21 protein-coding genes and 1 tRNA gene are annotated in these 25,938 nt (G+C 54.9%); 13 read left to right on the forward strand and 9 right to left on the reverse strand.

Going from position 1 to position 25,938, the window contains the following annotated elements; translation table 11 throughout:
- The first annotated feature begins 18 nt into the window (after positions 1-18).
- From AC0V61_RS11955 to AC0V61_RS11975, 5 genes are all read left to right on the forward strand, one after another.
- Complete coding sequence (locus AC0V61_RS11955; protein ID WP_486157817.1) at positions 19-2,286, forward strand: alpha-galactosidase; 2,268 nt, start codon at positions 19-21, stop codon at positions 2,284-2,286.
- Positions 2,286-3,779, forward strand: coding sequence for a glycerol-3-phosphate dehydrogenase (glpD, locus tag AC0V61_RS11960; protein WP_486157819.1), 1,494 nt, complete (start codon positions 2,286-2,288; stop codon positions 3,777-3,779). The genes AC0V61_RS11955 and glpD overlap by 1 nt, the downstream gene beginning before the upstream one ends.
- Positions 3,776-4,858 carry a galactose-1-phosphate uridylyltransferase gene (locus AC0V61_RS11965; protein ID WP_486157821.1) on the forward strand — a complete coding sequence of 361 codons (1,083 nt, stop codon included), beginning with the start codon at positions 3,776-3,778 and terminating at the stop codon, positions 4,856-4,858. The genes glpD and AC0V61_RS11965 overlap by 4 nt, the downstream gene beginning before the upstream one ends.
- Positions 4,855-5,901 carry a galactokinase gene (gene galK, locus AC0V61_RS11970; protein WP_486157823.1) on the forward strand — a complete coding sequence of 349 codons (1,047 nt, stop codon included), beginning with the start codon at positions 4,855-4,857 and terminating at the stop codon, positions 5,899-5,901. Before AC0V61_RS11965 ends, galK begins: the two co-directional genes overlap by 4 nt.
- Before the next feature lie 243 nt (positions 5,902-6,144).
- The gene (locus AC0V61_RS11975) at positions 6,145-6,717 is read left to right on the forward strand and encodes a Crp/Fnr family transcriptional regulator (protein ID WP_486157825.1); all 573 of its coding nucleotides are present in this window, start codon (positions 6,145-6,147) and stop codon (positions 6,715-6,717) included.
- A gap of 7 nt (positions 6,718-6,724) precedes the next feature.
- Here AC0V61_RS11975 and AC0V61_RS11980 read toward each other — a convergent pair whose 3' ends face one another.
- The 4 genes from AC0V61_RS11980 to mobA all read right to left on the reverse strand — a co-directional run bounded on the left by AC0V61_RS11980 (position 6,725) and on the right by mobA (position 11,170).
- Positions 6,725-8,191: a tetratricopeptide repeat-containing protein gene (locus tag AC0V61_RS11980; RefSeq protein ID WP_486157827.1), complete on the reverse strand. Its 1,467-nt coding sequence runs from the start codon at positions 8,189-8,191 to the stop codon at positions 6,725-6,727.
- A 17-nt stretch (positions 8,192-8,208) separates the two neighbouring features.
- A complete protein-coding gene (locus AC0V61_RS11985; RefSeq protein ID WP_486157829.1) occupies positions 8,209-8,895 on the reverse strand; it encodes a hypothetical protein in 687 nt (228 codons plus the stop codon).
- Positions 8,879-10,462: a toll/interleukin-1 receptor domain-containing protein gene (locus AC0V61_RS11990; protein WP_486157831.1), complete on the reverse strand. Its 1,584-nt coding sequence runs from the start codon at positions 10,460-10,462 to the stop codon at positions 8,879-8,881. Before AC0V61_RS11990 ends, AC0V61_RS11985 begins: the two co-directional genes overlap by 17 nt.
- 108 nt (positions 10,463-10,570) lie before the next feature.
- Positions 10,571-11,170, reverse strand: coding sequence for a molybdenum cofactor guanylyltransferase (gene mobA / locus AC0V61_RS11995; RefSeq protein WP_486157833.1), 600 nt, complete (start codon positions 11,168-11,170; stop codon positions 10,571-10,573).
- 91 nt (positions 11,171-11,261) lie between these two features.
- Here mobA and AC0V61_RS12000 point away from each other — a divergent pair, with 91 nt between their 5' ends.
- From AC0V61_RS12000 to AC0V61_RS12010, 3 genes are all read left to right on the forward strand, one after another.
- The gene (locus tag AC0V61_RS12000; RefSeq protein WP_486157834.1) at positions 11,262-12,488 is read left to right on the forward strand and encodes a saccharopine dehydrogenase family protein; all 1,227 of its coding nucleotides are present in this window, start codon (positions 11,262-11,264) and stop codon (positions 12,486-12,488) included.
- Positions 12,489-12,641: 153 nt separating this feature from the next.
- Positions 12,642-14,498, forward strand: a complete 1,857-nt coding sequence (locus AC0V61_RS12005; RefSeq protein WP_486157836.1) for a DUF1800 domain-containing protein — start codon at positions 12,642-12,644, stop codon at positions 14,496-14,498.
- A gap of 12 nt (positions 14,499-14,510) precedes the next feature.
- Positions 14,511-15,848 (forward strand): DUF1501 domain-containing protein, encoded by a 1,338-nt coding sequence (locus AC0V61_RS12010; protein ID WP_486157838.1) that lies wholly within the window; start codon positions 14,511-14,513, stop codon positions 15,846-15,848.
- A gap of 320 nt (positions 15,849-16,168) precedes the next feature.
- On the opposite strand, the gene AC0V61_RS12015 is transcribed toward AC0V61_RS12010, so the two are convergent.
- Positions 16,169-16,864 carry a Crp/Fnr family transcriptional regulator gene (locus tag AC0V61_RS12015; protein ID WP_486157840.1) on the reverse strand — a complete coding sequence of 232 codons (696 nt, stop codon included), beginning with the start codon at positions 16,862-16,864 and terminating at the stop codon, positions 16,169-16,171.
- 89 nt (positions 16,865-16,953) lie between these two features.
- On the opposite strand from AC0V61_RS12015, the gene AC0V61_RS12020 reads away from it, so the two are divergent.
- The 3 genes from AC0V61_RS12020 to AC0V61_RS12030 are packed head-to-tail and all read left to right on the forward strand — an operon-like array spanning position 16,954 to position 20,310.
- Positions 16,954-17,718 (forward strand): hypothetical protein, encoded by a 765-nt coding sequence (locus AC0V61_RS12020; protein WP_486157842.1) that lies wholly within the window; start codon positions 16,954-16,956, stop codon positions 17,716-17,718.
- Positions 17,705-18,655 (forward strand): hypothetical protein, encoded by a 951-nt coding sequence (locus tag AC0V61_RS12025; protein WP_486157844.1) that lies wholly within the window; start codon positions 17,705-17,707, stop codon positions 18,653-18,655. Before AC0V61_RS12020 ends, AC0V61_RS12025 begins: the two co-directional genes overlap by 14 nt.
- The gene (locus AC0V61_RS12030) at positions 18,652-20,310 is read left to right on the forward strand and encodes a Dyp-type peroxidase (RefSeq protein ID WP_486157846.1); all 1,659 of its coding nucleotides are present in this window, start codon (positions 18,652-18,654) and stop codon (positions 20,308-20,310) included. The genes AC0V61_RS12025 and AC0V61_RS12030 overlap by 4 nt, the downstream gene beginning before the upstream one ends.
- Positions 20,311-20,318: 8 nt before the next feature.
- Here AC0V61_RS12030 and AC0V61_RS12035 read toward each other — a convergent pair whose 3' ends face one another.
- Genes AC0V61_RS12035 through AC0V61_RS12045 form a run of 3 tightly spaced genes read right to left on the reverse strand, consistent with a single transcriptional unit; the run spans position 20,319 to position 24,696 of the window.
- Positions 20,319-21,632 (reverse strand): cytochrome P450, encoded by a 1,314-nt coding sequence (locus tag AC0V61_RS12035; RefSeq protein ID WP_486157847.1) that lies wholly within the window; start codon positions 21,630-21,632, stop codon positions 20,319-20,321.
- Positions 21,633-21,673: 41 nt separating this feature from the next.
- Complete coding sequence (locus tag AC0V61_RS12040; RefSeq protein ID WP_486157849.1) at positions 21,674-23,692, reverse strand: ATP-binding protein; 2,019 nt, start codon at positions 23,690-23,692, stop codon at positions 21,674-21,676.
- Positions 23,693-23,742: 50 nt separating this feature from the next.
- Positions 23,743-24,696 carry an adenylate/guanylate cyclase domain-containing protein gene (locus AC0V61_RS12045; protein WP_486157851.1) on the reverse strand — a complete coding sequence of 318 codons (954 nt, stop codon included), beginning with the start codon at positions 24,694-24,696 and terminating at the stop codon, positions 23,743-23,745.
- Positions 24,697-25,118: 422 nt separating this feature from the next.
- Here AC0V61_RS12045 and AC0V61_RS12050 point away from each other — a divergent pair, with 422 nt between their 5' ends.
- Positions 25,119-25,352: a hypothetical protein gene (locus AC0V61_RS12050; RefSeq protein ID WP_486157853.1), complete on the forward strand. Its 234-nt coding sequence runs from the start codon at positions 25,119-25,121 to the stop codon at positions 25,350-25,352.
- A gap of 185 nt (positions 25,353-25,537) precedes the next feature.
- Positions 25,538-25,768: a hypothetical protein gene (locus tag AC0V61_RS12055; RefSeq protein ID WP_486157855.1), complete on the forward strand. Its 231-nt coding sequence runs from the start codon at positions 25,538-25,540 to the stop codon at positions 25,766-25,768.
- 30 nt (positions 25,769-25,798) lie between these two features.
- Here the strand turns inward: AC0V61_RS12055 and AC0V61_RS12060 are convergent.
- Positions 25,799-25,874 (reverse strand) — tRNA-Thr (locus AC0V61_RS12060).
- Between the last annotated feature and the right edge of the window lie 64 nt (positions 25,875-25,938).

The following is a 25,938-nucleotide window of genomic DNA, read 5'->3' on the forward strand; positions in this document are numbered from 1 at the left end:
CTTGGATGGACAATTTGGATGAGTGAAGGTGCAAAGCCGGACCAATGGGTAAGGGACGCCCGTGGTCAGTCGGAAGCCGATTTGACCGCGGTGGGCGCTGAGCCGTGCGGGGAAATGGTGGATACGGTGGTTCAGTCCTTTGCCTCGGTTGATGAAGGCGTGCTTGCATTGACCGGCGGCCGTGTTCTTGTGGTGATCGAGGCAAAAAAGGGTGAGCGTCCGGCCATTATCTATGCCGGACCGACCATTCAAAATGCGAGCGTTGCGCAGCTGAAAGCGCTTTCGCAATGGCAGTATGTCCACGGCAATGCGGCGCAAGAGCGGGCGGTTTCTTTGTCGAATGAGCTTGGCACTGGCACGCTTTCTGCCCCGGGGTTAAGCGCAAGCAGAGATGGAGAAGATTGGGCGCTGGACCTTCGCGTTGAAGGCGTAAGTCTGCCTGATAGTATGTCAGCTGAGATCAGATGCCGTGATGCAAGTGCACGCGTCTGCGTGACCTACACCTTCGAACTCAACCCTTCTTCCGGCGTTCTAACCACGCGCACGCAGGTTGATAACGCCGGTCACGGCGTGCTTTGTGTGGATTGGTGTGCGGGCCTTACCCTTCCGCTGGACCCGAGGCTTAACGAAATTATGGGCTTTGCAGGCCGTTGGGCAGGCGAGTTTCAAACCGAGACGATTGGGGAATTCCAAGGCAGCTATGTTCGAGAAAACATGGCGGGCCGCACCAGCCATGAGTGCTTCCCAGGCGCTATCCTAAAAGTGGCGGGTGCGAGCGAGACGCAAGGTCTCGTATGCGGTGTCCACCTTGCCTGGAGTGGCAATCATCGCACGCGTGTCGACCGCCTGCCCGATGGACGATCCGTATTGCAAATGGGTGAACTCCTGTGGCCCGGCGAAATCCGTCTTGATGAGGGCGAAAGCTATTGTACGCCTGAAGTGCTCGCGACTTGGTCTGATCAGGGCGTTGGCGGGGTTAGCCGTGCGTTTCATTCGCATCTGTTAGGGCAAATCCTCGACGCGCGTACGAGCGCAAAGCCTCGTCCTGTACATTTCAACACGTGGGAGGCTGTGTATTTCTTCCACGACGAAAAACGCATTATCGAGCTTGCGGAACTCGCACACTCAGTTGGTGCAGAGCGGTTTGTCCTCGACGATGGTTGGTTTGGTGGCCGGCGCAATGATGCAGCTGGATTGGGGGACTGGTGGGTTTCGCGTGAAGTTTACCCGCAAGGCCTCCATCCCATCGTCAATCGTGTGCGCGAACTGGGCATGGAATTTGGCCTCTGGTTTGAGCCCGAAATGGTCAATCCTGACAGCGACCTTTACCGCGCGCATCCCGACTGGGTGCTTGGTGCTAAGGGTGTGGAGCCTGTCACGTTTCGCAATCAGCTCACTCTTAACTTGAGCATGCCGCAGGTTGCCGACTATCTTTATGAGAAGATCGCAGCGCTCGTGGATGAGTATAAGATCGACTATATCAAATGGGATATGAACCGCGATTGCCATCATCCCGGCAGCATTGAAGGCAAAGCGGTCATGCACCGGCAAACAGTAGCGGTTTACGGGCTGATCGACCGTTTGCGAGAAGAATTTCCTGAGCTCGAGATTGAGAGCTGTTCGTCAGGCGGTGCCAGAGCGGACTTTGGGGTCTTGCAGCGTACCGATCGCATCTGGACCTCTGACAATAATGACGCTCGTGACCGGCAGAATATCCAAAAAGGTGCGTCCTATTTCTTTCCTTTGAAAGTACTTGGAAGCCATGTTGGGCCCAAGAAATGCCACATCACTGGCCGCCGTTTCTCGATGGAATTCCGGGTAGCGAGCGCGATATTCGGGCATATGGGCTTGGAGGTGGACCTTGCGCAGGAAAACGAGGTGGATCGCAAGGTGCTTTCTGATGGAATTGCTCTTTACAAGCAGCACCGTGAGCTTTTGCATAGTGGCGACTTCCACCGGCTGGCATCGGCCCCTCATGCCAATGTGGTCGGGGTCGTTGATCGCGCGCGCAATGAGGCATTGTTTAGCTATGCGCTCTTGGAATCGCGCCCGCGCACAGCGCCTGATCGACTGTATCTTACAGGGCTCAATCCCGCGTCCCACTACCGCGTAAAAATGGCCTGGCCGCTCACTGATCCATCGGCCTCTCACCCTTCGATGGTCGAGCCATGCGATCTTTTGGGAGAAGGCTGTATTTTCTCCGGCGCTGCTTTAATGGAATTTGGCATGCAAACCCCGCCGCTTCATCCTGACACAGCGGTGATTTACCACCTTCAAGAGGCATGATGTCCAAGACACCCACTTATGATCTGCTGATTATCGGCGGAGGCATCAACGGGGCCGGTATTGCTCGCGATGCAGCAGGACGGGGCCTTACTGTCTTACTGGTTGAGAAAGACGATCTTGCCTCGCACACATCGAGCGCGTCGACAAAGCTCATCCACGGCGGGCTTCGTTACCTTGAACACTACGAATTTCGCCTTGTCCGCGAGAGCCTGATTGAGCGTGAGCGTATCCTCAAAATCGCGCCGCATATTGTTTGGCCGATGCGTTTTGTATTGCCGCATGACAAAGGGCTACGTCCAAAATGGCTGCTGCGGCTTGGGCTGTTTCTGTATGACAATCTGGGCGGGCGCAAATTGCTGCCGGCGACAAAGTCTGTGAACCTTCGGGAAGGGATCCATGCGCCTGTTCTCGAAGAGCGCTTGGTGAGCGGCTTTGAATACTCGGATTGCTGGGTTGAAGATGCACGGCTGGTGGCGCTCAATTGCATGGACGCAGCCGAGCGCGGCGCCACTATCCGCACGCGCACTGAGTGCACTGGTCTAAGCCATGAAAATGGGATGTGGACCGCGACCCTTAAGACACGTTCTGGCGAAGAAACAGCGCGCGCAAAGGCGGTGGTGAACGCAGCTGGGCCATGGGTTGATGCCGTTCTTGGCAAGGCAAACAAGGGTGAGCCTGAAAACAACGTACGAATGGTTCAAGGCAGCCACCTGATCTTCCCCAAACTGTTTGAGCATGATCGATCCTATATCTTCCAGAATAAGGACGACCGTATCATTTTTGCTATACCTTATGAGCGCGACTACACGCTCGTCGGTACGACCGATGTTTTGTGGGAAAAAGACCCGGCAGAGGTTACAATTTCGGACGCGGAAAAGCAGTATATTTGCGATGCTGCCAATGAATATCTGAGCACTGACGTCTCACCCGATCAGGCGGTGTGGGACTATTCGGGGGTGCGCCCGCTTTACGATGATCACTCATCCGACAACTCTACGGTAACGCGCGATTATGTCTTCGATCTTGAGGAGCGTGAGGGCGCAAAAATCCTCTCTATCTTCGGCGGAAAAATCACAACCTATCGCAAGCTTGCTGAACATGCGCTCGCAAAACTCAAGATTGGTGAAGGTGACGGCTGGACGGCGGACAAACCGCTTCCCGGTGGTGATTTTGATCCTTTGGGATTTGAGCAATTGGTCGAAGATTTTCACGTGCAATATCCTTGGGCGGACAGGGGCATGCTCCATCGCTTGCTGCGCGCATATGGGACGCGGGTGCATACCATCCTTGATGGCGTGACCAGCGTGAACGGGCTTGGCGAGCATTTGGGCGGTGATCTTTATGCCCGGGAGCTTGAGTACCTGTGCGATGCAGAATTTGTGAGAGAGGCTGACGATGCGCTTTGGCGGCGCAGTAAGCTGGGCCTGCATCTTGATGAGACGGCGCGGGCTAAGGTTGAGGCTTGGTTTCAGGCGCGCGAGCAAGCTCAATGAGCGGTGCCTTGGCCTTAGGTCGTCAAGCTGGAGGGCGGCCGGTCTATTTGCGCGAACATCGCAAGGCCGATGGCCGTATGCTTCGCCTTTATGGCCGTACTCCCCATAATCTCGTGCCCGCCTCCGAAAGCGCAGATCCTATCGCGCAAGGAGGAGAGATTCGATACCATCCCTTGCGCGCCGAGTGGAATGTCTACGCAGCACATCGGCAGAACCGGACGTTCAAGCCTTCTGCGGCGGATGATCCGCTCGCGCCCACCGTGGCTGGCGGGGTGGAAACGGAAATCCCCTTCAGCGATTTTGAACTGGCGATTTTTGAGAACAAGTTTGCCGCCTTCCACCATTCAGCCGCTAATGCAGCGGCCCTTACCGGCATTACGTCAGAGCCCGCCAAGGGTGCATGCGATGTGGTGGTTTATGCGCCCGACGCCAGTGGAAGCCTCCATTCCATCGGACAAGACCGAAGGCAGGTCCTGATTGCGGCTTTGATTGACCGCTATCAGGCGTTGTTTGCGACGGGATGCAACTATGTGTTGCCATTCGAAAACCGCGGAGATGAAGTGGGCGTGACGCTGCACCATCCCCATGGCCAGATTTACGGATTTGAGCGCGCACCGGTCATCCAACAACGCGCAATCGATGCGTTTGCCGATGGCTATGACCTGGGCGCAGAAATCGCTCAATGCATGGCTGACTATGGCCTTGGTGAAGAGGGCGGGGTGGCCGCCTTCGTGCCCCGTTTTGCGCGTTTTCCATATGAGGTTTGGCTTGCCCCCAAGACGCGGCGCGAGGGGCCTTGGGATTGCACCGATGAAGAGTTGGACGCGCTTGCCTTTTGGCTGGGCGAAATTACGCGGCGTTATGATGCTTTGTTTGAGCAGCCTGCCGCCACCATGATGGCCTTCCATGCAGCACCGCGGGGAGGTTCTCAGGGCTATCACTTCACCGTGCAATTCTACCCGCTTCTTCGAGCGAAGGGCCGGGTCAAATATCTTGCTTCGGTCGAGCAACACACAGGGACCTTCACCGTGGACGTCATGCCAGAAAGCGCTGCTGAAGCGCTACGAGGCAAGGCGTGATACAGACATCCAGAGTAGGAAAAGGCAGTGCGCCCGGCCGCGTGAACCTGATCGGCGAGCATATCGATTACAACGGCGGAACAGTTCTTCCAGCGGCTCTTTCGGTAGGCGTCAGCGTCGAGTTAAAACCGCGCTCGGATGAGCGTGTACACATCACCGCTGACCAATATGAGGCGCCGGTTGAGCGCGGGCTTAGCGAGCATGCAATGGGCGATTGGTCGGACCCCAGCGTTGGCGCTCTTCGTGAGGCATGCGCATTGGGGCTTGTCCAAGGCGGCGCAGACCTAACCATCCGGTCGAATATCCCGCAAGGGGCCGGCCTCTCCTCGTCTGCTGCGTTAACCGTGGCGATCCTCAAAGCGGCGCGTGATGTGGCGGGAGGTACCAATCCCAGCGATGCAGAACTTGCCATTGCCGCGCGCCGAGTGGAAAACGAATATCTGGGCGTCCCTTGCGGCATTATGGACCAATTCGCCGTCGCCATTGCTAAGCCGGGAATGGCGATGGCGCTCGACACTGACAAACTTTCATACGAACTCGTTGAGCTACCACAAGAACACAGCTTTGTGGTGCTCCATTCCGGTGTATCGCGCAAGCTCACCGACGGGCGTTACAAAGAGCGCAAGGTAGAGTGTGATGGGGCAAAGACCTTTTTCGGGACTAACGATCTTTGCGCGCTTGATCCTAAAGAGATCGCAGCTTCGCACTTGCACGAACCCATGCGCAAACGCGCGGTTCATTGCGCGACCGAACATAGGAGAGTGCTAGAGGCCGTTGCAGCGATGCGGGTGGGTGATGCGGAGGCTCTGGGCAATCTGATGAACCAAAGCCATGTGTCTATGCGCGATGACTTTGAGATGTCAGTTGAGCCTATCGATACGCTTGTCGCTGATGCGGTGGACATGGGCGCCGTGGGCGCGCGCTTGACAGGTGGCGGGTTCGGGGGATGCATCGTGGCTTTGGTCGCGAAGACTGACAAAGAAGACTGGCTGGCGAAGGTGCTCGAGCGGCATCCCCATGCAAGGTTTATCTGCGAGGCTTAAACGCCATGCTTGGCTCCCAGCCACCAAGCGCCCCGGCAATGTAGGCGTTCTCAAAGTAGCCTTTTTATCAATCTCTAAGCTGCTCGCATGTTTGGATATTGATCTGTGATACATCTCCCGTAGTGTACGTCATGCAAGAAAACAAAACGGGGCGCTCAAAGCTTGGAAAGCGAAGAGAAAAATCAAATTCTCAGGCGATTTCTTGATTGTGATGAGAATTCGGCCGCCGTGCTTGGCGATGCAATGCGTCTTACCAAATTTAAGGCCCGCCAGTTTTTGGCACATCAGGGCGAAGACTGCGTCAATTTCTGGCTGATACTCGATGGCACAGTCCAACTGCGAGCCATGTCATTTGAGGGACAAAATACCATCATTTCCTCCTTTGGGCCCGGAGAGATCATCGGAGCCTTCTCACAGTCTCAAGCGTTTAACTATGATATCTGCGCGCTAAGCTCGCTTACCGCTTTGGAGATTTCTGGGGTCCGTCTTGCCCAGATCGTGCAAGAACATAGCGATGTTGGGGCCGGCCTTTCGCGGATCTATTCAGGGCAATTGGATGTGGTGCTCGACCGTTTTTCTTCGCGCGTTGCCCTGTCGGCGATGGGACGGTTTTACAAAGAGCTGCTGAGAACAGCGCAAGGCAGCGACGTTGTTTCACCGCCACCAATTGTCACAGCGCTCGCCCTTGTTGCGCAAACCACACGAGAAACAGGGTCAAGGGCGTTAAGCAATTTGGAAAGGCGCGGTATCATCGAGCGGCATCCTGATTGCCTCAAGATCGTGTCGCGCGGAATGCTTGAAGACCTCGTAGTATGAAACCTGCTTAAAACGTCGCTGACCAGATTGGCGCATGGCCTGAGAGGGTCTGTATCTCACCCAATTCCTCTATCCGCATCGAAGGCCGCGCGATTTTGGCTATCATTGCCGATTGCGTACCCATTTTGAGTTTTGCCTTGTGATCGGCACGTGCAAGACGCTCCATCCGTTCGAACAAGCCTGACCAAACTGGCTGCGAGAATGCGTGGCCAAGGTGTACCGCTAAAACTGCATCTGTCTCATTTGCGCAGGCAAGCGCTGCGTCCAACACCGCGTCAATGGGCCCACGCCAGACTGGGCGGTTATCACCATCACTGGTGTGAAGGCCGAACTCGTCGGCAAATCGCATCAATGCCTCTGGCTGAGTTGCAAGTACGAGACCGTTCAAATCGGAAGCGGAGAAAACCGTATCGCTGTTGGGAGCGGCTGCTTCGCCTGCGTTCAATGAAACCATCGGTAAGTTTGCCCTTTGCCAAAGCCCAAGGCTTGGGGGCAGGCTGGAGCCATTGCGGTTCAACACGAGGGAGTGCGCTCTGCTGCGAAGGGCTTCTGACCGGCGCAAAGACTGCCCCATGGAAACCATGTGCGTTACGATTTGAGCATGGCTTAATGAAAGCGGCGTTTCTGAAACCGCGCTTGGCAACAATTCAGCTTGCGCAGCTTTTGCCAGCACATCATGAAATCTGCGCTCCCAGTTTGGGCGCAAAGGAGCAAATATGCGTGAGACAATCTCTTCTGCCTCGTAAGGCAGTGTCACAGAAAGTTCCGCGCCCGATTCCAAAATCGCTTCTGCAAACATCACATCAGCCGGGCTAAGAAGACCGCTAAAGCCATATCCAGGCGAGACCGCCTCTAGGGCTGCTGCGATTTGGTGGGGGGTGTCTTTGTTCACCGTGCCCGATGCAACAAAGTTGACGCTGCAGGGCACGCGGAAGGGTTCGAGCCAAACCGCATCTTCGCCCTGCGCCTCAAGGATGCGGTCAAATTGACCAAGTGTTGCGGCCTGATCTTCATGGGCGAACGGGAGCTTCTTATAGGCAAGCGCAAGGGCGGCAGTGGCTTGATCCATTTGCCGCACGAGCAAGTGTGCCTCAGCCCGCGTCGCCTCGCGCCAATAGGCCGTTTCGCCTTCCTCAGGGTTGTTCTCGATAAGTCTGAGCACATCCTGAGCAATCCGCCCCGCGCGCGGATGATCTCCTGCAAAACAGGCAAGAGCAGCTGCATTGATGAGCGGATAGCTATCCTCGCCAAGCGCATTTGCTGCAAGGTACGCATCAGAGGCTTCTGAATAGAGCCGATTGCGCTCATCCCCCTGCGCCCGTCTTGCAAGGTCTTTGAGGAGACGTCCCTTAAGCGTGAGCACCTTGGCATCATCCTCAACCGTGTTCAGCCCACTGGACTGAAACAACGACCAAGCCCGCACCGGATTACCAGCGCGGGCAAGGGAGAGGATGGTTTGGTGGGTTGGTGTCACGCCAAAATGCCGCTCAGTTATAGGTTTAGGAAAAGGGTTGGTGGGTGGAAGCCACCGTGATTGAATAGCCCGATGCTCACGCTGCCGTTTGCGTTGAGAGCGGGCGGATGAAAACCGCCGTGCCCAAACAACTTTGCGTCAGCGTCTTCATGTTCGTGATCGTCCACGTATCCAGCCTGAATCGTTTGAGATTGGATCCCGGTGAAGCTCACTGGATGTTGAAGCATTGGCAATGTGGTACCTGTGTGCTCTTCGATAATGTTCAGATACACGGGAACATAATCAATGAGATGTTTTGGCTTCAGGCTTTTCGATGCTTCCCGGATCGTCTGTGCATTCACTTCGAGAACCAAATAATCTTTGTCATGAGCTACAACGCTCACAAAGTTCTTCTGCGCCCCTTTTACCAGATAGGGTACTGGATTGATCGGCTGCCCCTTCAAAAAATCGTTTCCAATGCCGCTTAGATCCATGACGATCCAACACTGCTGCATGCCTTCTTTGATTTTGGGTATGAGCACCTCATCAAGCGGTAGTGTCTGTTTTGGAGCTTGATTGAGGTCACCGTTCACGCCTTTCGCCATCTCTAACGCGAGCTCTCGAGCCTTTAAAGCATCGCTCCTGTAAAGAGCCACGCTTTTGTGTTCATAGTTGGTCCCATCGTGCGAATATTGATAACCGATCACTTCATAAACAGCGTTCATAACTACCCCCTTTTCTTTCCTTGTAACGTTCCAATAAACTCAATGCGTCATCATCTTCTGGCTCGATCTCCAAAAGTCGGGTTCCTATCGCGATGGCCTCACATAAATTTCGAGGCCTCTCGACATCATCCCAGCTCAGAGATGCACCAAGAAGTTCCATTCTTTGCCGCAATAAGCGCGCATCCTCTTTGGCTGGCTTGATTGTGGTGCTTTTGGTTCGGCCGAGCGCAGTCTCATACTGTTGCTGGGCCTCCACGACTTTGCCATGCTTCCCCAACCACTGCGCGTACCAAAATGTGTTGTAGGTCAAATCGAAGGAGGCCTGACCGCTTTTATCAATGCGTTCGTAGAAGGATCCCGCCGCAATAGCGCGAGTGCAGTTCTGTTCGGTATCCGGGGCCAGTTCTTTTGAGAAAGTCGCTGTCGCACAGCGGTTGCCATTGGCGAGCGCCTCCAGCCTCAACCAATCGGGTTCGGCCTGTCCCCACTCCTTTATCAAGGCAAGGTCATCCAGTATGAAGTCTGCTTCATCGTCTAAGCTCTCGACCAATCCAAGCTTTTGACCCGACGTCATCATGCGGTTCTTTGACCAGGCGTGTGCAAGAATATACGCAGGGTTTTGAGCGTCGTTGATCAAGAGCTCTTCTGTGATTGCAAACGCCTTGGCAAATTGCTCGCGCGCACCCTCAACATCCTTCCGGCGAAGCATCTCTCTGCCAATCGAATCCAATATCTTCGCCAAGAGCAATTGGCGCTCTGGTGTTCCTTCGCCAAGGTCATCTTGCGCCTCGACATACTCAAGTGCTTTTTCATTCGTATCTTCAAGCACATCCAGCCGCCCAACGCTCTCAAGCTTCAAGCGCAGATCGCCCATCATAAACGCGACAAGCTCCTCGGCCTGAGCCTGCTGGAACTGCGCTTCATTGCGCGCTTGGATTGCGATGAATGCCATGGCCATCATACATAGGGCGAAGACACCGACCACGCCCGTGACGGCCATCACGCGTGTGGTTTGGCGTTGGCTGTCGCGCTGGATCAAGGCGTCCAGTGGCACCGCGACGATCCCGGCGACCAGCTTTAAGAAACCCAGTTTCCAACCATCGCCTTGCTTGCGAAGGTCCGCGGCAAGCGGCTCGACGCCGTCTTCGATTAGGGCCTTGGGAAAAGCGTCTCTTGGCTCTCCTTCAACGAGAGCGGCGAGGATAGGGCGGTCTGGATGAAGCGCACGGAAGTATTGGATTTCGCGCTCTACCCACTGTGACGCCTTTGCTTGGGGAGAGCAAACCACCACCAGCACTTCGGAACGCTGCAAGGCCGATTTGACTGAGCTTGAAAGGTCTTGGGCAACAGAAAGGTATTCGCGGTCGCGGAAGATTTTTCCGAGGCCGGTTGGCCTATTGTTTTGGGGGCTTGCGTTTTGAGAGCTTATTTCGCCGAGGCCTTTGGGTAGGCGATAGCTTTCCAGTTGAGAGTGAAGCTTGCGAACAATATCGGCGTCCGCGTGGCTATAGCTGATGAAGGCCTTGAAGCTTGATCCTTCGACCAGTTCTCTTGCGTTTTGTTCCACCAGACCTCAATGCCCCCGCCGCATCAGATGAAAGGCAAACAATAGAGGCCCAATATGCGTCTTGGGCAAGCCAAAACTATTCAAATGCTTGAAGTTTACGGGGCTCGCTCAACCTTCTTGAAGCTTGATTACAGCTTCCGCCAAATCTTGCCTCGTGTTCACATTCCAAAATGGGTCGATATCGCCGGGTAAGGTTCCAAAATCGGTTAGGGTTGCCCCGCATTCTTCTGCCCATCCATGAGCAGACCTTTTGCCGCCTTCAAGATAGGCTTCGAGCAGCCCCAAGTCGTTGGTCTTCCAGATGCCATTCACTGGATGGGCGCGCCCCTTGCTCGATGCGATTGAAGGTGCGGTGGTTGCACTCAAATCTGAGATCAGATTTGGCGGCACGAATGGCTGATCCACTGCCACTGTGACCACTTCAGTGCATTCAAGATCTGCTGCCCAACTAAGAGCCGAAAAGATGCCTGCAAGCGGCCCAGCGTCTGGCCAACGACTGTCCTCGATAATTGGACATTCGAATTGTGCGAAGGGCGCTGGGGAATTGGCGTTTATCGAAATAGTGGCTTGGGTCTGTGGCCTGAGGCGATCAATTACATGCGCGATGACCATCTTGTCACCTAGCTTTGCAAGGGCCTTGTTTGAGCCAAATCGCCGCGATGTGCCTCCTGCAAGAATACAGATCGGTATCATTGGAAGCGGCGCCATAGACTTACCCTATGAGCAACGGCGTGCATTGCAAAGCAGCACGCATTGCTTTTAGGTCATCGTGGAACTCCAAAAAGGTTAGGGCCCTGGGATGAACACAGCACAATTCGACTTCGTTATTTTCGGTGCGACCAGCTTTGTAGGAGCGATCACAGCAGATTATGTCCTGGGTCAATACGGCGTGAACGGTCCGTTTCGCTGGGCTGTGGCGGGGCGTTCTGAGGCAAAGTTGGCGCAGCTCAAGGAGAGCTTGGGACCTGATGCAAGTGACCTCCCGGCGCTTGTGGCAAACTCCGATGATGAGGCATCACTCGACGCCATGTGTGCTGAGACGCGGTTGGTGATTTCGACCGTTGGACCATATGCGCTTTATGGAGACGCATTGGTCAAAGCCTGCTCGGCGTCTGGGACGCATTACTGTGACCTCACAGGCGAGCCCCAATGGATTTCTGCTATGCAAAAAGAGAATGGGGACGCTGCAAAATCCAGCGGTGCTTTGATTGTGCATTCGTGCGGCTTTGACTCTATTCCCTCGGACCTTGGTGTGCATTTTTTGCAGGAACAGGTCGAGGCAGAGTTTGGGCAAACCTGTGAGCATATTGAGATGGGTGTTCAGGCCGCCAAGGGCAGCTTCAGCGGTGGAACAATCGCGAGCGTAATCAACCTTCTAAAAGAAGCACAAGCTGATCCGACCCTGAGGAAGAAGCTCGCCAACCCCTACCTTTTGTGCCCACAAGGACATGGATACACCGCCGCACAGGAAGGGCGCGCGCGGTACTATTCGGCAAGCCTCAAAAGCTGGTGCGCGCCTTTCGTGATGGCTGCGATTAACACGCGCAATGTTCATCGCTCCAACGCCTTGCAGGGTAATCGATACGGTGCAGATTTTCGTTACAGCGAATACACGATGACAGGCGATGGCGTTAAAGGCAGCCTTGCCTCGATCGCGATGCTCGCCGGGATGGCCGGCTTTATGGGAGCGCTTTCTCTTGGCCCCACGCGCGCATTGGCAGAGATGTTTTTGCTTCCAAAACCTGGTGAAGGGCCATCGCCCGAGGAGCAAAAGAACGGGTATTATAAGCTGCTGTTTGCGGGCACTATATCAGACGAAACTGTCCGCCGTGTCCTCGTCACAGGAGACCGCGACCCTGGGTATGGCTCGACTGCCAAGATGCTCGCTGAATCGGCGATTTGTATTCTTGGTGCCGCCGATGAGGGTAAGGCTCAGGGCGGTTTTTGGACCCCCGCATCGCTAATGGGCGAGCCGCTGCGTAAGCGTTTGGTTCAGAACGCGGGCCTCACTTTTGAAGTGGTGTAAGCGATCTGATTCGGTGATTGCCCGAGGGGAGTTGACTTGCGCCGGCTAACCGCCGCTCATGCGCCCCATCCGGTCTCTCCCTGATTTGACTAACAAGCTTAGTTTGCGCACAAACAATGTTGCGCGGGTCAAGGCGCACACAGGAGAAGTGATTTGACCGATCACGAGCAGCTAAATCTGCAAGAATGGTCTGACCTTGAGGGAGAGGTCGACAACACTTTCAGCAGCGAAAGCGAGCAAGAGAGCGAGGAACGCTCTGGAAACAGATCAGCCCTCGCGGCAGTTTCCACACTAGCATTAGCCACCGCTGCATGCGGCGGTGGAGGCGGATCGGGTGGCAATACCGCTTCTCCCCCTCCAACAGGTGGCGGGACACCTGCACCCACGGTTCTTACCCCGCAAAGCGATCAAGAAGCGGCGCGCTTTGCGCTTCAGGCTGGGCTGTCGGTTTCAACCGGCGACATCACCGAGATGCGCTCGCAAGGGTATGAACGATGGCTCGACAATGAGATCAATCAGACGATCGAGCGATCAGCACAGCAGTTTTTGACTGGCCTGGGCTTTGAAGAGATCGATGAGGACGCTTGGTTTTTCCGGAGTGATCCTGCTGATTACATGATCTGGAACCAATTGCTCTCTGGACGCAATTCAGTGCGCAAGCGTGTCGCATTGGCGTTGAGCGAGTTTTTTGTCGTCTCGCTCAACAATATCCAGCTTTGGCCCAGCACTGCTATCGGCGCCTATTGGGATATCCTGAAAGAGGGCGCTTTTGGCAATTTTCGCGATATGCTTGAGGCGGTCACTCTCAATGCTGCGATGGGCGTGTTCCTCAACACGCTTGGCAATCAAAAGGCTGATCCAGCATCAGGCCGTGTTCCTGATGAAAACTATGGCCGCGAGGTTATGCAGTTGTTTTCCATCGGGCTGTTCGAGCTCAATATTGATGGGACGGAGCAGCTGGATGGATCAGGCAATCCGATAGAGACCTATGATAATGACGATGTGACTGGCATCGCTAAGGTCTTCACCGGTTATCAATATAGCTATGAGGGGGGCATTGCCTTTGAGACGCCTTCCGACCGGCCCAATTTGAACGTCCCCCAAGCGCGTCTTTTGCGCAATCCAATGACAGCGAACAACAACTTCCACATTCCCAATCGCGGGGATCAACATTCGTTGGAAGAAAAGACGTTTCTAGGCACGACCATTCCCCAAGGGACCAGCGCGCAGGATTCATTGCGCATTGCGATGGACACTTTGTTCAACCACCTCAATGTTGGACCATTCTTTGGTAAGCAGATGATCCAAAGGTTAGTGACGAGCAATCCGTCGCCTGCTTATGTTCAGCGTGTAGCCGAGGTCTTCAACAACAACGGTTCAGGCACGCGCGGAGACCTTCGCGCGGTGTTTAAGGCGATCCTGCTTGATGATGAAGCGCTGTCTGAACAGAGCCTTGAAGACCCGACTTTTGGCAAGCTGCGTGAACCGATGCTGCGTTTTGCCCAATGGGGGCGCACCTTTGGAGCTCAGTCTGAGACGACCGCGTGGCTTATGCAAAACCTGTCGGATCGCTCGAACCGGTTAGGCCAATCACCCTTGCGATCGCCTTCGGTTTTCAATTTCTTCCGCCCCGGTTTCATACCGTCCAATTCGCAGGCTGGTGAACGCGATTTGGTCGCGCCAGAATTCCAACTGGTGAATGAGACCACCGCAGCCGCTTACGTCAATTTTATGGAACGCTCCATCAACGGCACTGGCGGCTGGATGTTCGATGTGAAGGCTACCTACACCGACGAGGTTGCGATTGCCGATGACACCGATGCACTTATCGATAGGCTCGATCTGCTGCTAACAGCAGGTCAATTGTCGCAGACCACCCGAACGACCATCGCTGATGCGCTGAACGCTCAAACAGTGACCGCAGACAGCAGCGAGGATGACAAGCTTGCACAAGTCCACCGGGCGGTTCTGCTTGTCATGATTTCAAACGACTATTTGGTCCAGCAATAAGGGGGGCGAGACATGTTTCACATTGGCAAAGCAAACGAAATTTCACGCCGCACCTTTATGCATCGCTCCAGCCAGCTCGCCGTTATGGGGGCCGCGTCTGGATATGCGATGGGGCTTGCAGGGCTGAGCGATGCGGCAGCTTTTGACAATTCGGGCGGCTATAAGGCGCTGGTCTGTGTATTCTTGCTTGGCGGCAATGATCACGCGAATACTCTTATCCCGTTCGATACAACGAACTATAATCGCTACGCTCAGATCAGAGATACCATTGCGATTGGGCGCGACGGCTTGGCGAGCCAGGTGCTCAATCCGCTGCAAGAACAAACGCTCACTGACGATATGCAGCTGGCGCTTGCGCCCACGATGCCGCGCTTGAAGGCGCGTTTTGACGAGGGGGTCATGGCGCCATTGCTAAACGTTGGGCCGCTCATTGCTCCCATCACGCGTCAGCAGTTTGAAAGCGATGATTTGGCCCGCTTTCCAAGGCCTGCAAAGCTCTTCTCGCATAATGATCAGCAATCCACTTGGCAGTCGGGCTCACCAGAGGGTTCGGTGTCTGGTTGGGGCGGGCGGATTGGTGATCTTGCAGCGAGCAGCAACACCAACTCTATGTTCACCGCGATCAACGCGACCGGCAATGCTGTGTTCTTGTCCGGTGATCAAATCCAGCCTTATGGCATATCAAGCAACGGAGCGATCACTATCAGAGCCCTTGACCGAAGGCTCTATGGATCACAGGCGGCGAGTGACGCTTTAAGAACACTTTTGACAGCGGGTAATGGCCATGTGTTCGGCAATGACTATGCCATGGCCAACGCGCGTTCGATCCAGTTTTCTGGCTTTATCGACGATGCCGTGTCCAATGTCAGCCTTAACACCGAATTTGGCAACAGCAGCCTTGCAAGCCAACTTGAGATCGTCGCGCAGCTCATTGCAGCGCGTCAGTCCTTGGGCGTTTCACGGCAGGTCTTCCTTGTGGCAACCGGCGGCTTTGACAACCATGATGGATTGATCGGTACTCACGAGGGCCTTTTGGCAGGCATCGATGCCTCGCTCGATGCCTTCTACCGCGCGATGGAAGAGGTCGGCGCGGCGGAGCAGGTGACGACGTTCACAGCATCCGACTTTGGCCGAACGCTTGCCTCAAATGGCGATGGCTCTGACCACGGTTGGGGCGGGCATCACCTCATTCTGGGGGGCGGCGTCAATGGCGGACAGTTTTATGGCACAGCGCCGCAGATATCGGTTGAGAGCGATGATCAAGTCGGGCGAGGGCGGCTTTTGCCTACAACATCAGTCGATGAATACTCAGCAACTTTGGCAAGATGGCTGGGGGTCGAGATCGAGTGAGATACCGGTTGTCTCGCCTAACATCGCAAACTTCAACTCATCTGATCTCGGCTTTATGCGCGCAACCGTTGGTGCGGGCTAACCACTTGATTACGGGGGAGAATGGAGGTTCTCCTCCGCGTAGGGCCGAGAGAAAGCCCGAGAAAATCTCGGTAAGTGACTTTTTGCACAGAGCCGGTGACACCTTGTTTGTATCACCGTCATCAGGGCCACGAGTTCCTGGCCCTAGCGACCCGAAGCCTGGCTCCCCGTCTTTTGCGGGGAGCTTTTTTTGCGCGCCCCACGTCACCAAAAATCGCAGTTTCACTCAGCGGTGACACTCAAACGTCTTCGCACTGATCCATCAGACCGTTGAGGTCGGGGATAACCAAGCTTCTGCCTTGTTTGCGCAAAAGGCCAAGTCCGGTGAGTTCGCTGATCGCACGGGTAATCGTCTCACGCTGCCCGCCTACCGTGGCCGCCCATTCGGCATGGGTGGGGGGATTGCGAAGGACAATCTCCTCCCCCTCCGGCTCGTGCGCCATAGCTGTGCGGATAAGCTCTGTGTAAAAGCGCATTTTTACAGAGCTCGCGGTGGTTTCATAAATTCGGTCTGAGAGATCGCGGATACGGCCTGAAAGATCGCGCAACAGCGCCTGCGTCACGCTGGGGATTTCAAGCATCAGCTCCCGGAAGGCTGCACCGCTGAGCCGGCCCATCTCAACTTCAGACAGCGCCACAATATTCACTGAACGCGGTTGTCCATCGAAGACGGCAAGCTCACCAACATAGGAATAGGCGGGAAGACGCCGATAGCTGATCTCGCGTCCAGCCAGCGAAAAGCGGTTCGCAAGCGCTTGGCCCTCAAGAAGCAAGAATACATCTGTATCGTGCGCTTCGTGAGCGATGATGGTCTCTCCGCGCTCGAATCGGACGAGGGAGATTTTACTGACAACAATGTGCAGTTCTTCATCACTGAGCTTTTCGAATATGCTGAAATTTCGCAGTTTATCTTCAAGATTATTGTCTGCGCTCATAGAACAGTCCCTCATTCCCCTCCCAGCGTCTTGCCAGAGCCCTGCCATCTATGGAAAGATGCATGTGGGTAGTAAAAGAGGGGGGCTAAGTGTCCAATGTTGCTGGAAAAGCTTATGGGATGATCGTTATCACCCCGTTGGCAAAACGATTGGGGTGGACCAATAAATGGGTGTTCCGCTTTGGTCGAAGCTTTCCTGGAATTTTAAAAGGTCTGATCGGCCTTAAGTTCATTCATTTTGCGCGATGGGTCATTATCCCCAAGGATGCGTGGCCGACGCTGACCGATAAGAAAGAGAAGCTTGACCGGGACACAATGCTGTTCCTGTCGAATTTCAACGGAACATGGGACCAATATATCGACGCGTTTTCCGATGGTATTCCAACAGGCCTTGATTTGTTTTGGTACAAGAACGCCCGCTATCCAGGTTCAGTCCCAATTACCCCCTTTAAGCGCTACATCCGCGCCAATCAGATCAATTGCGACTTTTACTATAACGCAACCCCCGGCGCAGCTTACCGCGATGTGGTGTCCGCTCTGCGCGTGCGAAATGCGCTGATTGAGCTTGAAGCGCTTTATAAGGATCCAGAAACCACCCCTGAAGTGTTCGCTAAGGCTTATCGTGAGAAGCTTCGGGGCACGGCTGAACGGCACGGCGTCCCTGCACGCTTGGGTATACAGACCGATCTGACGACCCAAGGTTTCTCTCCTGTGGCCTCGACGTCGACTGATCGCGCGGAGGAGCATCGCCAACAATTCAACGCCTTGCAGAACACATACAACGAAGCTTGGCTGTGGGAGAACACGGCAGACGGGGATGATGTCCCGGGGGAGGTCTCCAATGCCAAGCATTGATGGCGGCTATTATTTCCTCACCGTGCTCGTACCCGTTCGCAAAGCTTGGAAAATTGGCGAAGAGAAGGGGCGTGCTGCCCCGATGATCGAGCTGCGAAAAAAACTCGCGCAAATGCCAACCGCGATGCAGACCCCTCACAGCCACAATAGCGGCGAGATCAGCGCGTTCTCGAAATCTACCAGGACACACTTCGCGCGTTTCGCGGTGATCGATCGGCTCGGTTACAATGGCTATGAAGCGGCGGACCCTGTGTTTGAAACTTTGCAATTTGCAAAGCCAATCAGCACACGGACCGAACTTGAGCACCCCTATCTTTTATTCGCAGCCGAATTCGACGCGCCAAGCGGGTCGCGCAATTTTGATCTTGCGGTCTATTTGCGCGAATTGTGGGACGTGATGGAGACCGATCTGGTTGAAATCTTTAGAAACTGCGTTGGCTTTAACCCCGAAACAATCACCACGGCCGCGCAGTTTATTGACTACATTAAGGAATGCGAGCTTGAGACAACCATGCCGTTTAACTGGTATTGGGCACAAGAGCCCGAAGACCTTCCAACGCTGACATTCAAAGGCCTTGGCATCGGCGCGCTGCTGACGGGTCTTGCAATGGCAGCCTTTTTTGGGGTGCTGTTTTACAGTCAGTTTGGTCTCTATGCTGCGATCCTCCCGGCAATTGTAGCTCTGTTCGGCGGCGCATTTGGCTTTGTCGCGATGCGTTTGAAGGCATATGGGGACAGGCGCTTTCCGACGCCGCCCAATGCTGATCTTATCTCCGTTCTCAAGGGGCTTCACCTCCAGACCACATTTGGTCAGTTTGTGATCGAAAATCAGACGTCCGAGCCTGCAGAATTGCACTCAGCCTTTGGGGCCTATCTGGACGAGAACAAACCCAAGAAATCAACGCCACGCCATCCGGCTGGGGAGGTCTATCGATGAGCGCGACTAAAGATAAAGTGGCCGAACACGAACGCATTGCGCTGCGCCTTGCCGATATTCAGGGCAATATCCTCACCGCTTATGGCAAGCAGGGTTTCCCAAAAGGCCGCGCGATTTTCCTGCATGTGGATGACGCGAAAAAAGGCCGCGAGTTTCTCGATACTTTCTATGACCGCGTGACGACCGCGGTGCGCTGGAAAAGCGACAATCCCTATGCGCCCAAAACTGATGTCGAGCCGCCAACGCGTCCTCCGGTCACACTAAACTTTGCATTCACCTTCAACGGTCTCGTGGCGCTAGGCGTGCCAATTAAGACACTTTCCATGATGCCTGCTGAATTCCAGCAGGGCATGCGAGCAAGAGCGCCGATTTTAGGTGATACATCGCCTAAGGGAGCGCTTGATCGCTGGGATGAGGTTTGGAAGCACGAGGCGAAGGCGGGCAGCGATGAGGCGGTCCACATCATGGTTTTGCTCAATTCCAAAATGAACCCTGTGACGGGCACCCCGGTGCCTGAATTGGATGAGCTGACTGAAGAAATCCGCAGCGAATGCAACAAGAGGGGCGGAGTGCGTATCCTTAAGGGCCACGGGGTTGGCGCCGAGGACTATCAGGACATGAGCGCGCGCCTGATGCAAGAGCCAGAGACGGGGCAATACAAGCCCGTGCCGCTTGAGCACTTCGGCTATGTTGATGGGATCAGCGACCCGGTGTTCGAGGGGCAATTCCGGCCCGAAGATGAAAATGTGCGCAAAGTCGGAAATGGCAAGTTCACAGGCAAACTGGACACTCCCGAGGCGGTCGAAGACGAGAACAATTGGGAGCCCTTGGCGACCGGTGAATTCCTGCTCGGTTATCCCGATGAAGCAAAAGAATCTCCTCCAGCGGCGCGTCCAAACCTGTTTAGCACCAATGGCACCTTTATGGCGTATCGTAAGCTGGAGGAGAAGGTCGAAGACTTCGAGGACTATATCGATAAAACGGTTCCCGAATTTGCGAAGGTTTACGGGATCGCAGATCAGGACGAGGCTCGCGCGACTTTGTTCGCCAAGTTCTCTGGTCGTTGGCAAGACGGCGTCCCGCTCAGCCTTGCGCCCACATACGACGATTGGATTGCCTTCAACAAACGCTATCAGGACAGCATGACCAAGCGGGCGATGCTCTCGCGCTTTGTCTATATCAACGACAAGGAAGGCGCGGCATGCCCTATGAGTTCACATATCCGCAGAGTGCATCCGCGCGACATGTTAGGGCCGCAGGACCATAGTGGAACAATCCTGGTTAATCGCAGGCGCATTTTGCGCCGGGGCCTGCCTTATGACGCATCCAACGATCAAGGCGAGCGTGAACGCGGCATTATCATGCTGATCTGCTGCTCAAGTTTGGAACGTCAGTTTGAGTTCGTTCAGCAGCAATGGATCAATTACGGAATGGATTCAAATGCGGGCAATGACACTTGCCCATTGCTTGGTATCCGGCAGACAGATGATCTCAAATTTGTGATCCCCAATGATCCAGAAGTCGAAGGGGAGGGTGCGCCTTACGTCTGCTCAAAGATGCCGCAGTTTGTAGAAGCCAAAGGCGGCGCATATTTCTTCATCCCCAGCATGACGAGCCTCAGGATGATCGGCATGGGAATGATTGATCCGACCTAAAGTTTACCTCAATCGTAGAGCACCCACAGGCTTTCAGGGAAGGGGCCAAAGGTGGTCATCTTCCCGTCTGTGCCCGGTGCACGGCGCACATTATCACGCTCTAGCAACGCCTTGAAAGTCTGCGTGATTTGCGCATAGGCAAGCGGCGCGCCGATACACCAGTGCAAGCCAAAACCCATCAGCATGTAATCGGTTTGATCACGGGCAGGATCAAAAATCTCAGGATTATCAACGCGGCGCGGATCGTGCATTGCGGACTGCGTTGAGACCAGCATCTTGGTGCCCTTTTTGATCAGCTTTTCGCGCCGGGTGCCGCGTGCGATCACCACATCCTCGCTCGCCACCCGGAAGGGACCAGGGTTAAGCGGCCAAAATCGCATGGCTTCAAACAGACATCGTTTGAGGAGGTCATCATCGCCTGCGCGTGCCGCCTCGCGCGCTTGACGCATCCAGTCCGATTTACCTAGCAAAAGGTCGAGCATATGGCCCGATGCCATAGTGTTGGTCGGCACGAAACCTGTCACCATTCCAATCAAAATCGCCCGGATGATGCTATCGGGCATGGCCGCAGGGTCTTCCGTCTGCCTCTGGACCAGCCTTGCAACAATGGTATCGCCTGCTGCTTCAGCCTTCGCTCTTGCAATGGCCTCATCCACGATTGGACGCACCAGAGCCGCGGCTGCAAAGGCAGCTTCTTCGAGGGTGGGATCATCATTGGGATTGCCGAACATGTAGCTGCTCATGGCGATTGTCCAGCGGCCGAAGCCGGCTTTATCCTCTACCCTAAGGCCGTAATATTCCTCGCATATCCGTGTCGGGACCAAAGTCAGAAGACCGCGCACCCCATCAATGCGCCCCTCACCTTCATCCAGAAGGCGTTTTGCTTCCTTATAGGCGAGCGGGCCGACAATCTCCTCATTGTCCTCACGAGGGAAAACGCGCACCGTTTCAGCGTGAAGCCCTTGGTAGGCCGGACCATCTGCCATGCCGAGAACGAAATTTGGACCATCGTTTAGAGCTTTGATCTTATCGCCGAAAGGCACGCCAACGGCTTTGTCGTTCTGAAGCGCTTCTGCCACGTCATCGAACCGGGTGATCATTGCCCAGTTGCCGATTGTGAGAATTGGGAAATAGCGCCGAAGAAACGCCATGATACGATAAGGATTTCGAACCACTCGTTCGACAATCTTCGAGACAAAACCATCGGACTGCAAAAGGGTCGGGTCGAACCCATTGTCGGGCGCGGTGCTATCGTGTGTTCCAGCTCCAGCCGAAGCATCAGGCTGGCGTTTTACACGTCCGAACGCTGCCACATTTCCCATATTGATCCCCCAGTTCGCTACACTTCACTGCAGCCGCACACTTAAGCGGTCAGCATAATCGAAAAATCGTGACTTTCCCAGAGTTTGCGCACCAGTTTTTCAGAAAGAACTGCACTTTGTTCGTTTGCCCATTTCTTAGACAAGGCGCCAGCTTCTAGTGCATCGTCTGTTCTATCCTGTTTATGGTCGAGCACTGCTTTGAGACCATAATATTCAGTCATCATATGGTTCATACTGTATTGCTGCGCGGTTTCGATTGACCATTCATTGGCTTCGCGCGCTTTCTCGAGATCGCCTTGAGCAAGCCAAGCAAGGCCCTCCCAGTGCTTGTATGTCGGCTGATAGACGATGCTGCCCGTTTGGCGATATCCTTCGATGGCTTGGTGCAGTTGCTGTGCGCCGTCGCCCGCGCCTTGAAGGGCGCGCAAATGCGCAAGATGCACGCGCTCTGTAAGCAGGAAATAATAGATTTCATGCTCTTCACACAGAGCAATGCATGCGTTGATATCCTCTTCAAGGCCGTCAAATTCGCCCAGCATCTGACGGCAGTAATTGCGTCCAACCATGGCAAAGGCGCGCGTGTAAGGTTGCTTGATCTGAGCAGCGCGCTCAAAAGCTGCATCGAACAGCGCGCGCCCGCGCTGTGTTTCGCCCAGATAAATCAGCCCCCATGACGCGTAAATTTGCATGGCTGCCAGCAAGTCGTCTGCAACCAAATCACGCGCAAAACCCGCACCTGTGCGGTGGAGTAAGTCAATGCCAGCCTCAAGGTCTTCAGCGCATTGCCGGTAATCGCCAAGCGGAAAGCTTGCTATACCGCGGCTTCGATATCCGATGAGACGCCATGCGTCGTCATTGAAGGTATGTGCCAGCCGAAGCATCTCGTCGCCGCGCTCCTGGGTTGCCTGGATGCGGCTGAGTTGAAGGTCATACGCTTGAAGACCATGCATCGATGCAAGGAGTTTGGCGCGGTCCCCGCTTTGTTCAGCGAGGATTTTGGCCCGCTCGAAAACCTTGCCCGTTTCGGGGTTGGCATGGCCGACTTGCGACAAAAGCACCTTTCCAAGGGTCAAAAGCAATTCCAATTCAAGACGGGCGCGCTCGTGCGGGTCACCGACCTGATTGATGAATTCGCGCCCCCGGCGAAGCCGTGCCTCGGCTTCTTTCATTGCAAAGACCGACAGCGCATCTTGTCCAGCGAGGATCCAATAATGGAGCGCCCTTGCTGGTTGGCCGGCTTCCATTGCATAGTGAGCCCAGCGTTCCGCATCGATTGGGGCATCGCTCGTATCGTCTTGCTCAAGCGCTTCTAGCAGGCGCGCATTGTATTCGCGCCGCTCACCGCGAACGAGGGTGGAATAGGCGATTTCCTGGATCAATACGTGGCGAAATTGGAAGTGGTCGCTATCTTCTGCAAGGCTTACGGTAAGTCCTGAATCATAGAGTATCTTACAACCGCGCTCAATTAACGGCGACAAATCGGGCGCGACTTTCACAAGGTCTTGCGGGGTGAATTCGCGACCGACGACAGATGCGATTTGGGCAATGCGTTTGGCCTCCCCCAATTGGTCAAGCCGCGCCAATAATGAGTCTTGCAAGGTTTCGGGCAGTGTAAAGCTGCTCTGCAAATCAAGGGCGCGCGCCTTATCGCTTGCACCATGCGCGTCGGCCTCCAAAACCCCGCGGGTCAATTCCTCGACAAACAGCGCAATCCCGCCAGCCCGCTCAGCGATAGCGCGGACCAACGAAGGCGACGCTTCTTTTCCGAGGACTTGATTGATCAGGAGGTGGGATTCTTCCTCGCTCATCGGCGGCAAATCAATCCGGTCGACCCCGTCTTCAAAGTCCCAAACATCATCAATTTCCGGTCTGCTGGTCAAAATTACCATCGCACGGCCAAGGTCGCCAGCTGAGGTGATTTTGGAGACCAAATCGCGCGAACTGGGATCGGCCCAATGCATGTCCTCGATCAATAAAACGACAGGGCGATGTTTTGTGAGGAGCAGAAACTGCCGGATCATTGCATCGATTGTCGCGATGCGCAGCTGGTTTGAGGTCATGGATTTGACCTCTTCGGGCTCGGGCGTATCAAGATCAATGGTTCGGCAAATCAGGTGCCAATCCAATTGTGTCGTTTCAGGCGCGAAGCTCTTGTTGAAGGTTTCCTGACACGGGGGGTCTGATGATCTCTGGCGCCTGCGACCCAGCGGAAGCGGCTAATGAAGGGGCGCAGCGCTGATTGTTGGCTGTGCGGCGCACATGAGCAGGGCAAGAGGAATACCTCGTCTCGGTCAAGCGAGTCCATAAAGTCGGTAACCAGGCGCGATTTGCCCACTCCCGCTTCGCCTATGACCATACAGGCTTGGCCGTTACCTCTGAGTGTTTCTTCCCATCGTTGCCGCAGCTCTTTCTTTTGCTCTTCGCGTCCGACCAATTTGGGACTGCCGCTTCGAAGCGCGAGAAACCGGTCTTTCCCGCTGCGGCCTACCACCGCAAAAGCGTTTACATCAGCGGCGAAGCCTTTCGCCTCTAAAAGACCAAGATCATCGAGCTGGAACAACTCACCGACAAGCTTTCGGGTGCGTTCTGCGATTACGCATTGACCGGGCTCTGCAAGGGACTGCAGCCGCGCTGCAAGGCTTGTGACTTGACCAACAGCGCTGTTGCCGGTGTCGCCTTCCTCGATGCGCCCGACGACGCTGGTTCCGGTTGCAATGCCAACACGCGCTGCGGCTTTTCTCCCATCGGGAAGCGTGATTTTCGAGACCGCCTCGATCAAAGCAAGGCCGGAGAGGATAGCGCATTCGGCTGCGTCTTCGCGCGCAACCGGGTAACCAAGATAAAGGATGCCACCATCCCCAACATGCGCGCCTACAAAAGCGTCAAAGGGGCGCACTGCTTCTGAGGCCACGGCATGAAAATTCGATATCGCTTCGCGAAAATCCTCTGGTTCAACGCTGTTAGATAGGGCTGTAGACCCCACGAGGTCGTAGAAAACTACAGTGATCTGGCGGCGTTCTGTCTCAGCGGCTGTCTGCGGCGCGGGCGCAGACGCGAGCTTCATTCCGCAATTGCTGCAGAATTTGTGCCCTTTCAGGCGCTCGTTTTCACACTCCCCGCAACCCATGCGTCTTGAATAACCGGCAATGCCCACTTGCAAAAGCGCTTTTTGGACCAGACGCGGTTGCGAGGTTGATGGTGATGTATCTTTCTCACGCTGGGATTGTTGAGTTGCGTGCCCTTCGACCTTACTGGAGAAGAATACATCAACTTCGATCAAGCTTAGGCTTCCTCTCGGGAGTGCGAAGCTAAAGCTCAGGTGTCATTGAGAGTTGACTATGGGTAGGCGTTTGTTTTCTCGTCCTGACCGATCACGCATCGCATTCGCACTATGTTGATGCTTTGGGTGAGGCCCGCGTCGCCATAGCTCCTCAAAAGGATATTTGAGCCCGCGACTTTAGTCTGTCGAATGCTGCAGTGCCTGTGATGTTTCGTTATACAGCCGAAGGCCAGGACGAGAGACGAACAGGACAGTACGCCGCTGATGATGTGCAAAAGGTCTTCGTCGATATTGCGGCTAAGGCTACGCTGAGTTTTTTCGAAATCGACCTTCTTAATGGTGGAGGAGATTTTTTGATGACTTCACGGGCATGGTCGTCGTTTCCCGCAAGTTTCTTGCCGATAATGATCTATCCGAAGCGGGCGCGAGGCTCTTTTTGACTGACCAAAAAGGGCGCTCGCCACATCGCTTATATCGGTGCAGACGAACAGGGCGTTTTAGAACATGCCGACGGAGTGGTCGGATGCATTGAACCGGGTGTATTGGTCAACAATTCCTACCCCGACAATTCAGATTATGACGCCGAATTAATCGCTGATCTGAAGGATGGTCTGGCGGGGGGCGTGTGCATACAATCGTGACACCTTATGACGATAGCGCCGTCTATGATGAGCGCTTCGGTCCGGCCTGCGGGCTTTATACCAATATGTTGGTAACGCATCCCCGCGTTTACTTTACTTGGTTTGGCATAGCCGAAGATGCACAGGCACTGACCGCTGTGCGCAAGATGACAGATAAAGAGGTCATACCGGTGCGCTCACGAAGTCTGCTGGAACGAGCGCGAATTAGCCCGTAGCTTTGGTTTCGTGTGTGGGGGATGGTTGTATGGTGCCGGCTGCAGGAGTCGAACCCGCGGCCTGATGATTACAAATCAACTGCTCTACCAACTGAGCTAAGCCGGCCCATTTTCGTGGCGCTGACAAACGCGATTCACTGCATCGTCTGCGCGAGAGGGCCCGCTAGCCG

The organism is Erythrobacter sp. JB1-4, assembly GCF_057365025.1.

Coding starts and splice junctions, on each gene's coding strand:
- AC0V61_RS11955 (WP_486157817.1), top strand. CDS start 19: ATGAGTGAAGGTGCAAAGCCGGACCAATGGGTAAGGGACGCCCGTGGT.
- glpD (WP_486157819.1), top strand. CDS start 2,286: ATGTCCAAGACACCCACTTATGATCTGCTGATTATCGGCGGAGGCATC.
- AC0V61_RS11965 (WP_486157821.1), top strand. CDS start 3,776: ATGAGCGGTGCCTTGGCCTTAGGTCGTCAAGCTGGAGGGCGGCCGGTC.
- AC0V61_RS11975 (WP_486157825.1), top strand. CDS start 6,145: ATGCGTCTTACCAAATTTAAGGCCCGCCAGTTTTTGGCACATCAGGGC.
- AC0V61_RS11985 (WP_486157829.1), bottom strand. CDS start 8,895: ATGAACGCTGTTTATGAAGTGATCGGTTATCAATATTCGCACGATGGG.
- mobA (WP_486157833.1), bottom strand. CDS start 11,170: ATGGCGCCGCTTCCAATGATACCGATCTGTATTCTTGCAGGAGGCACA.
- AC0V61_RS12000 (WP_486157834.1), top strand. CDS start 11,262: ATGAACACAGCACAATTCGACTTCGTTATTTTCGGTGCGACCAGCTTT.
- AC0V61_RS12010 (WP_486157838.1), top strand. CDS start 14,511: ATGTTTCACATTGGCAAAGCAAACGAAATTTCACGCCGCACCTTTATG.
- AC0V61_RS12015 (WP_486157840.1), bottom strand. CDS start 16,864: ATGAGCGCAGACAATAATCTTGAAGATAAACTGCGAAATTTCAGCATA.
- AC0V61_RS12025 (WP_486157844.1), top strand. CDS start 17,705: ATGCCAAGCATTGATGGCGGCTATTATTTCCTCACCGTGCTCGTACCC.
- AC0V61_RS12030 (WP_486157846.1), top strand. CDS start 18,652: ATGAGCGCGACTAAAGATAAAGTGGCCGAACACGAACGCATTGCGCTG.
- AC0V61_RS12035 (WP_486157847.1), bottom strand. CDS start 21,632: ATGGGAAATGTGGCAGCGTTCGGACGTGTAAAACGCCAGCCTGATGCT.
- AC0V61_RS12040 (WP_486157849.1), bottom strand. CDS start 23,692: ATGACCTCAAACCAGCTGCGCATCGCGACAATCGATGCAATGATCCGG.
- AC0V61_RS12045 (WP_486157851.1), bottom strand. CDS start 24,696: ATGAAGCTCGCGTCTGCGCCCGCGCCGCAGACAGCCGCTGAGACAGAA.
- AC0V61_RS12050 (WP_486157853.1), top strand. CDS start 25,119: ATGTTTCGTTATACAGCCGAAGGCCAGGACGAGAGACGAACAGGACAG.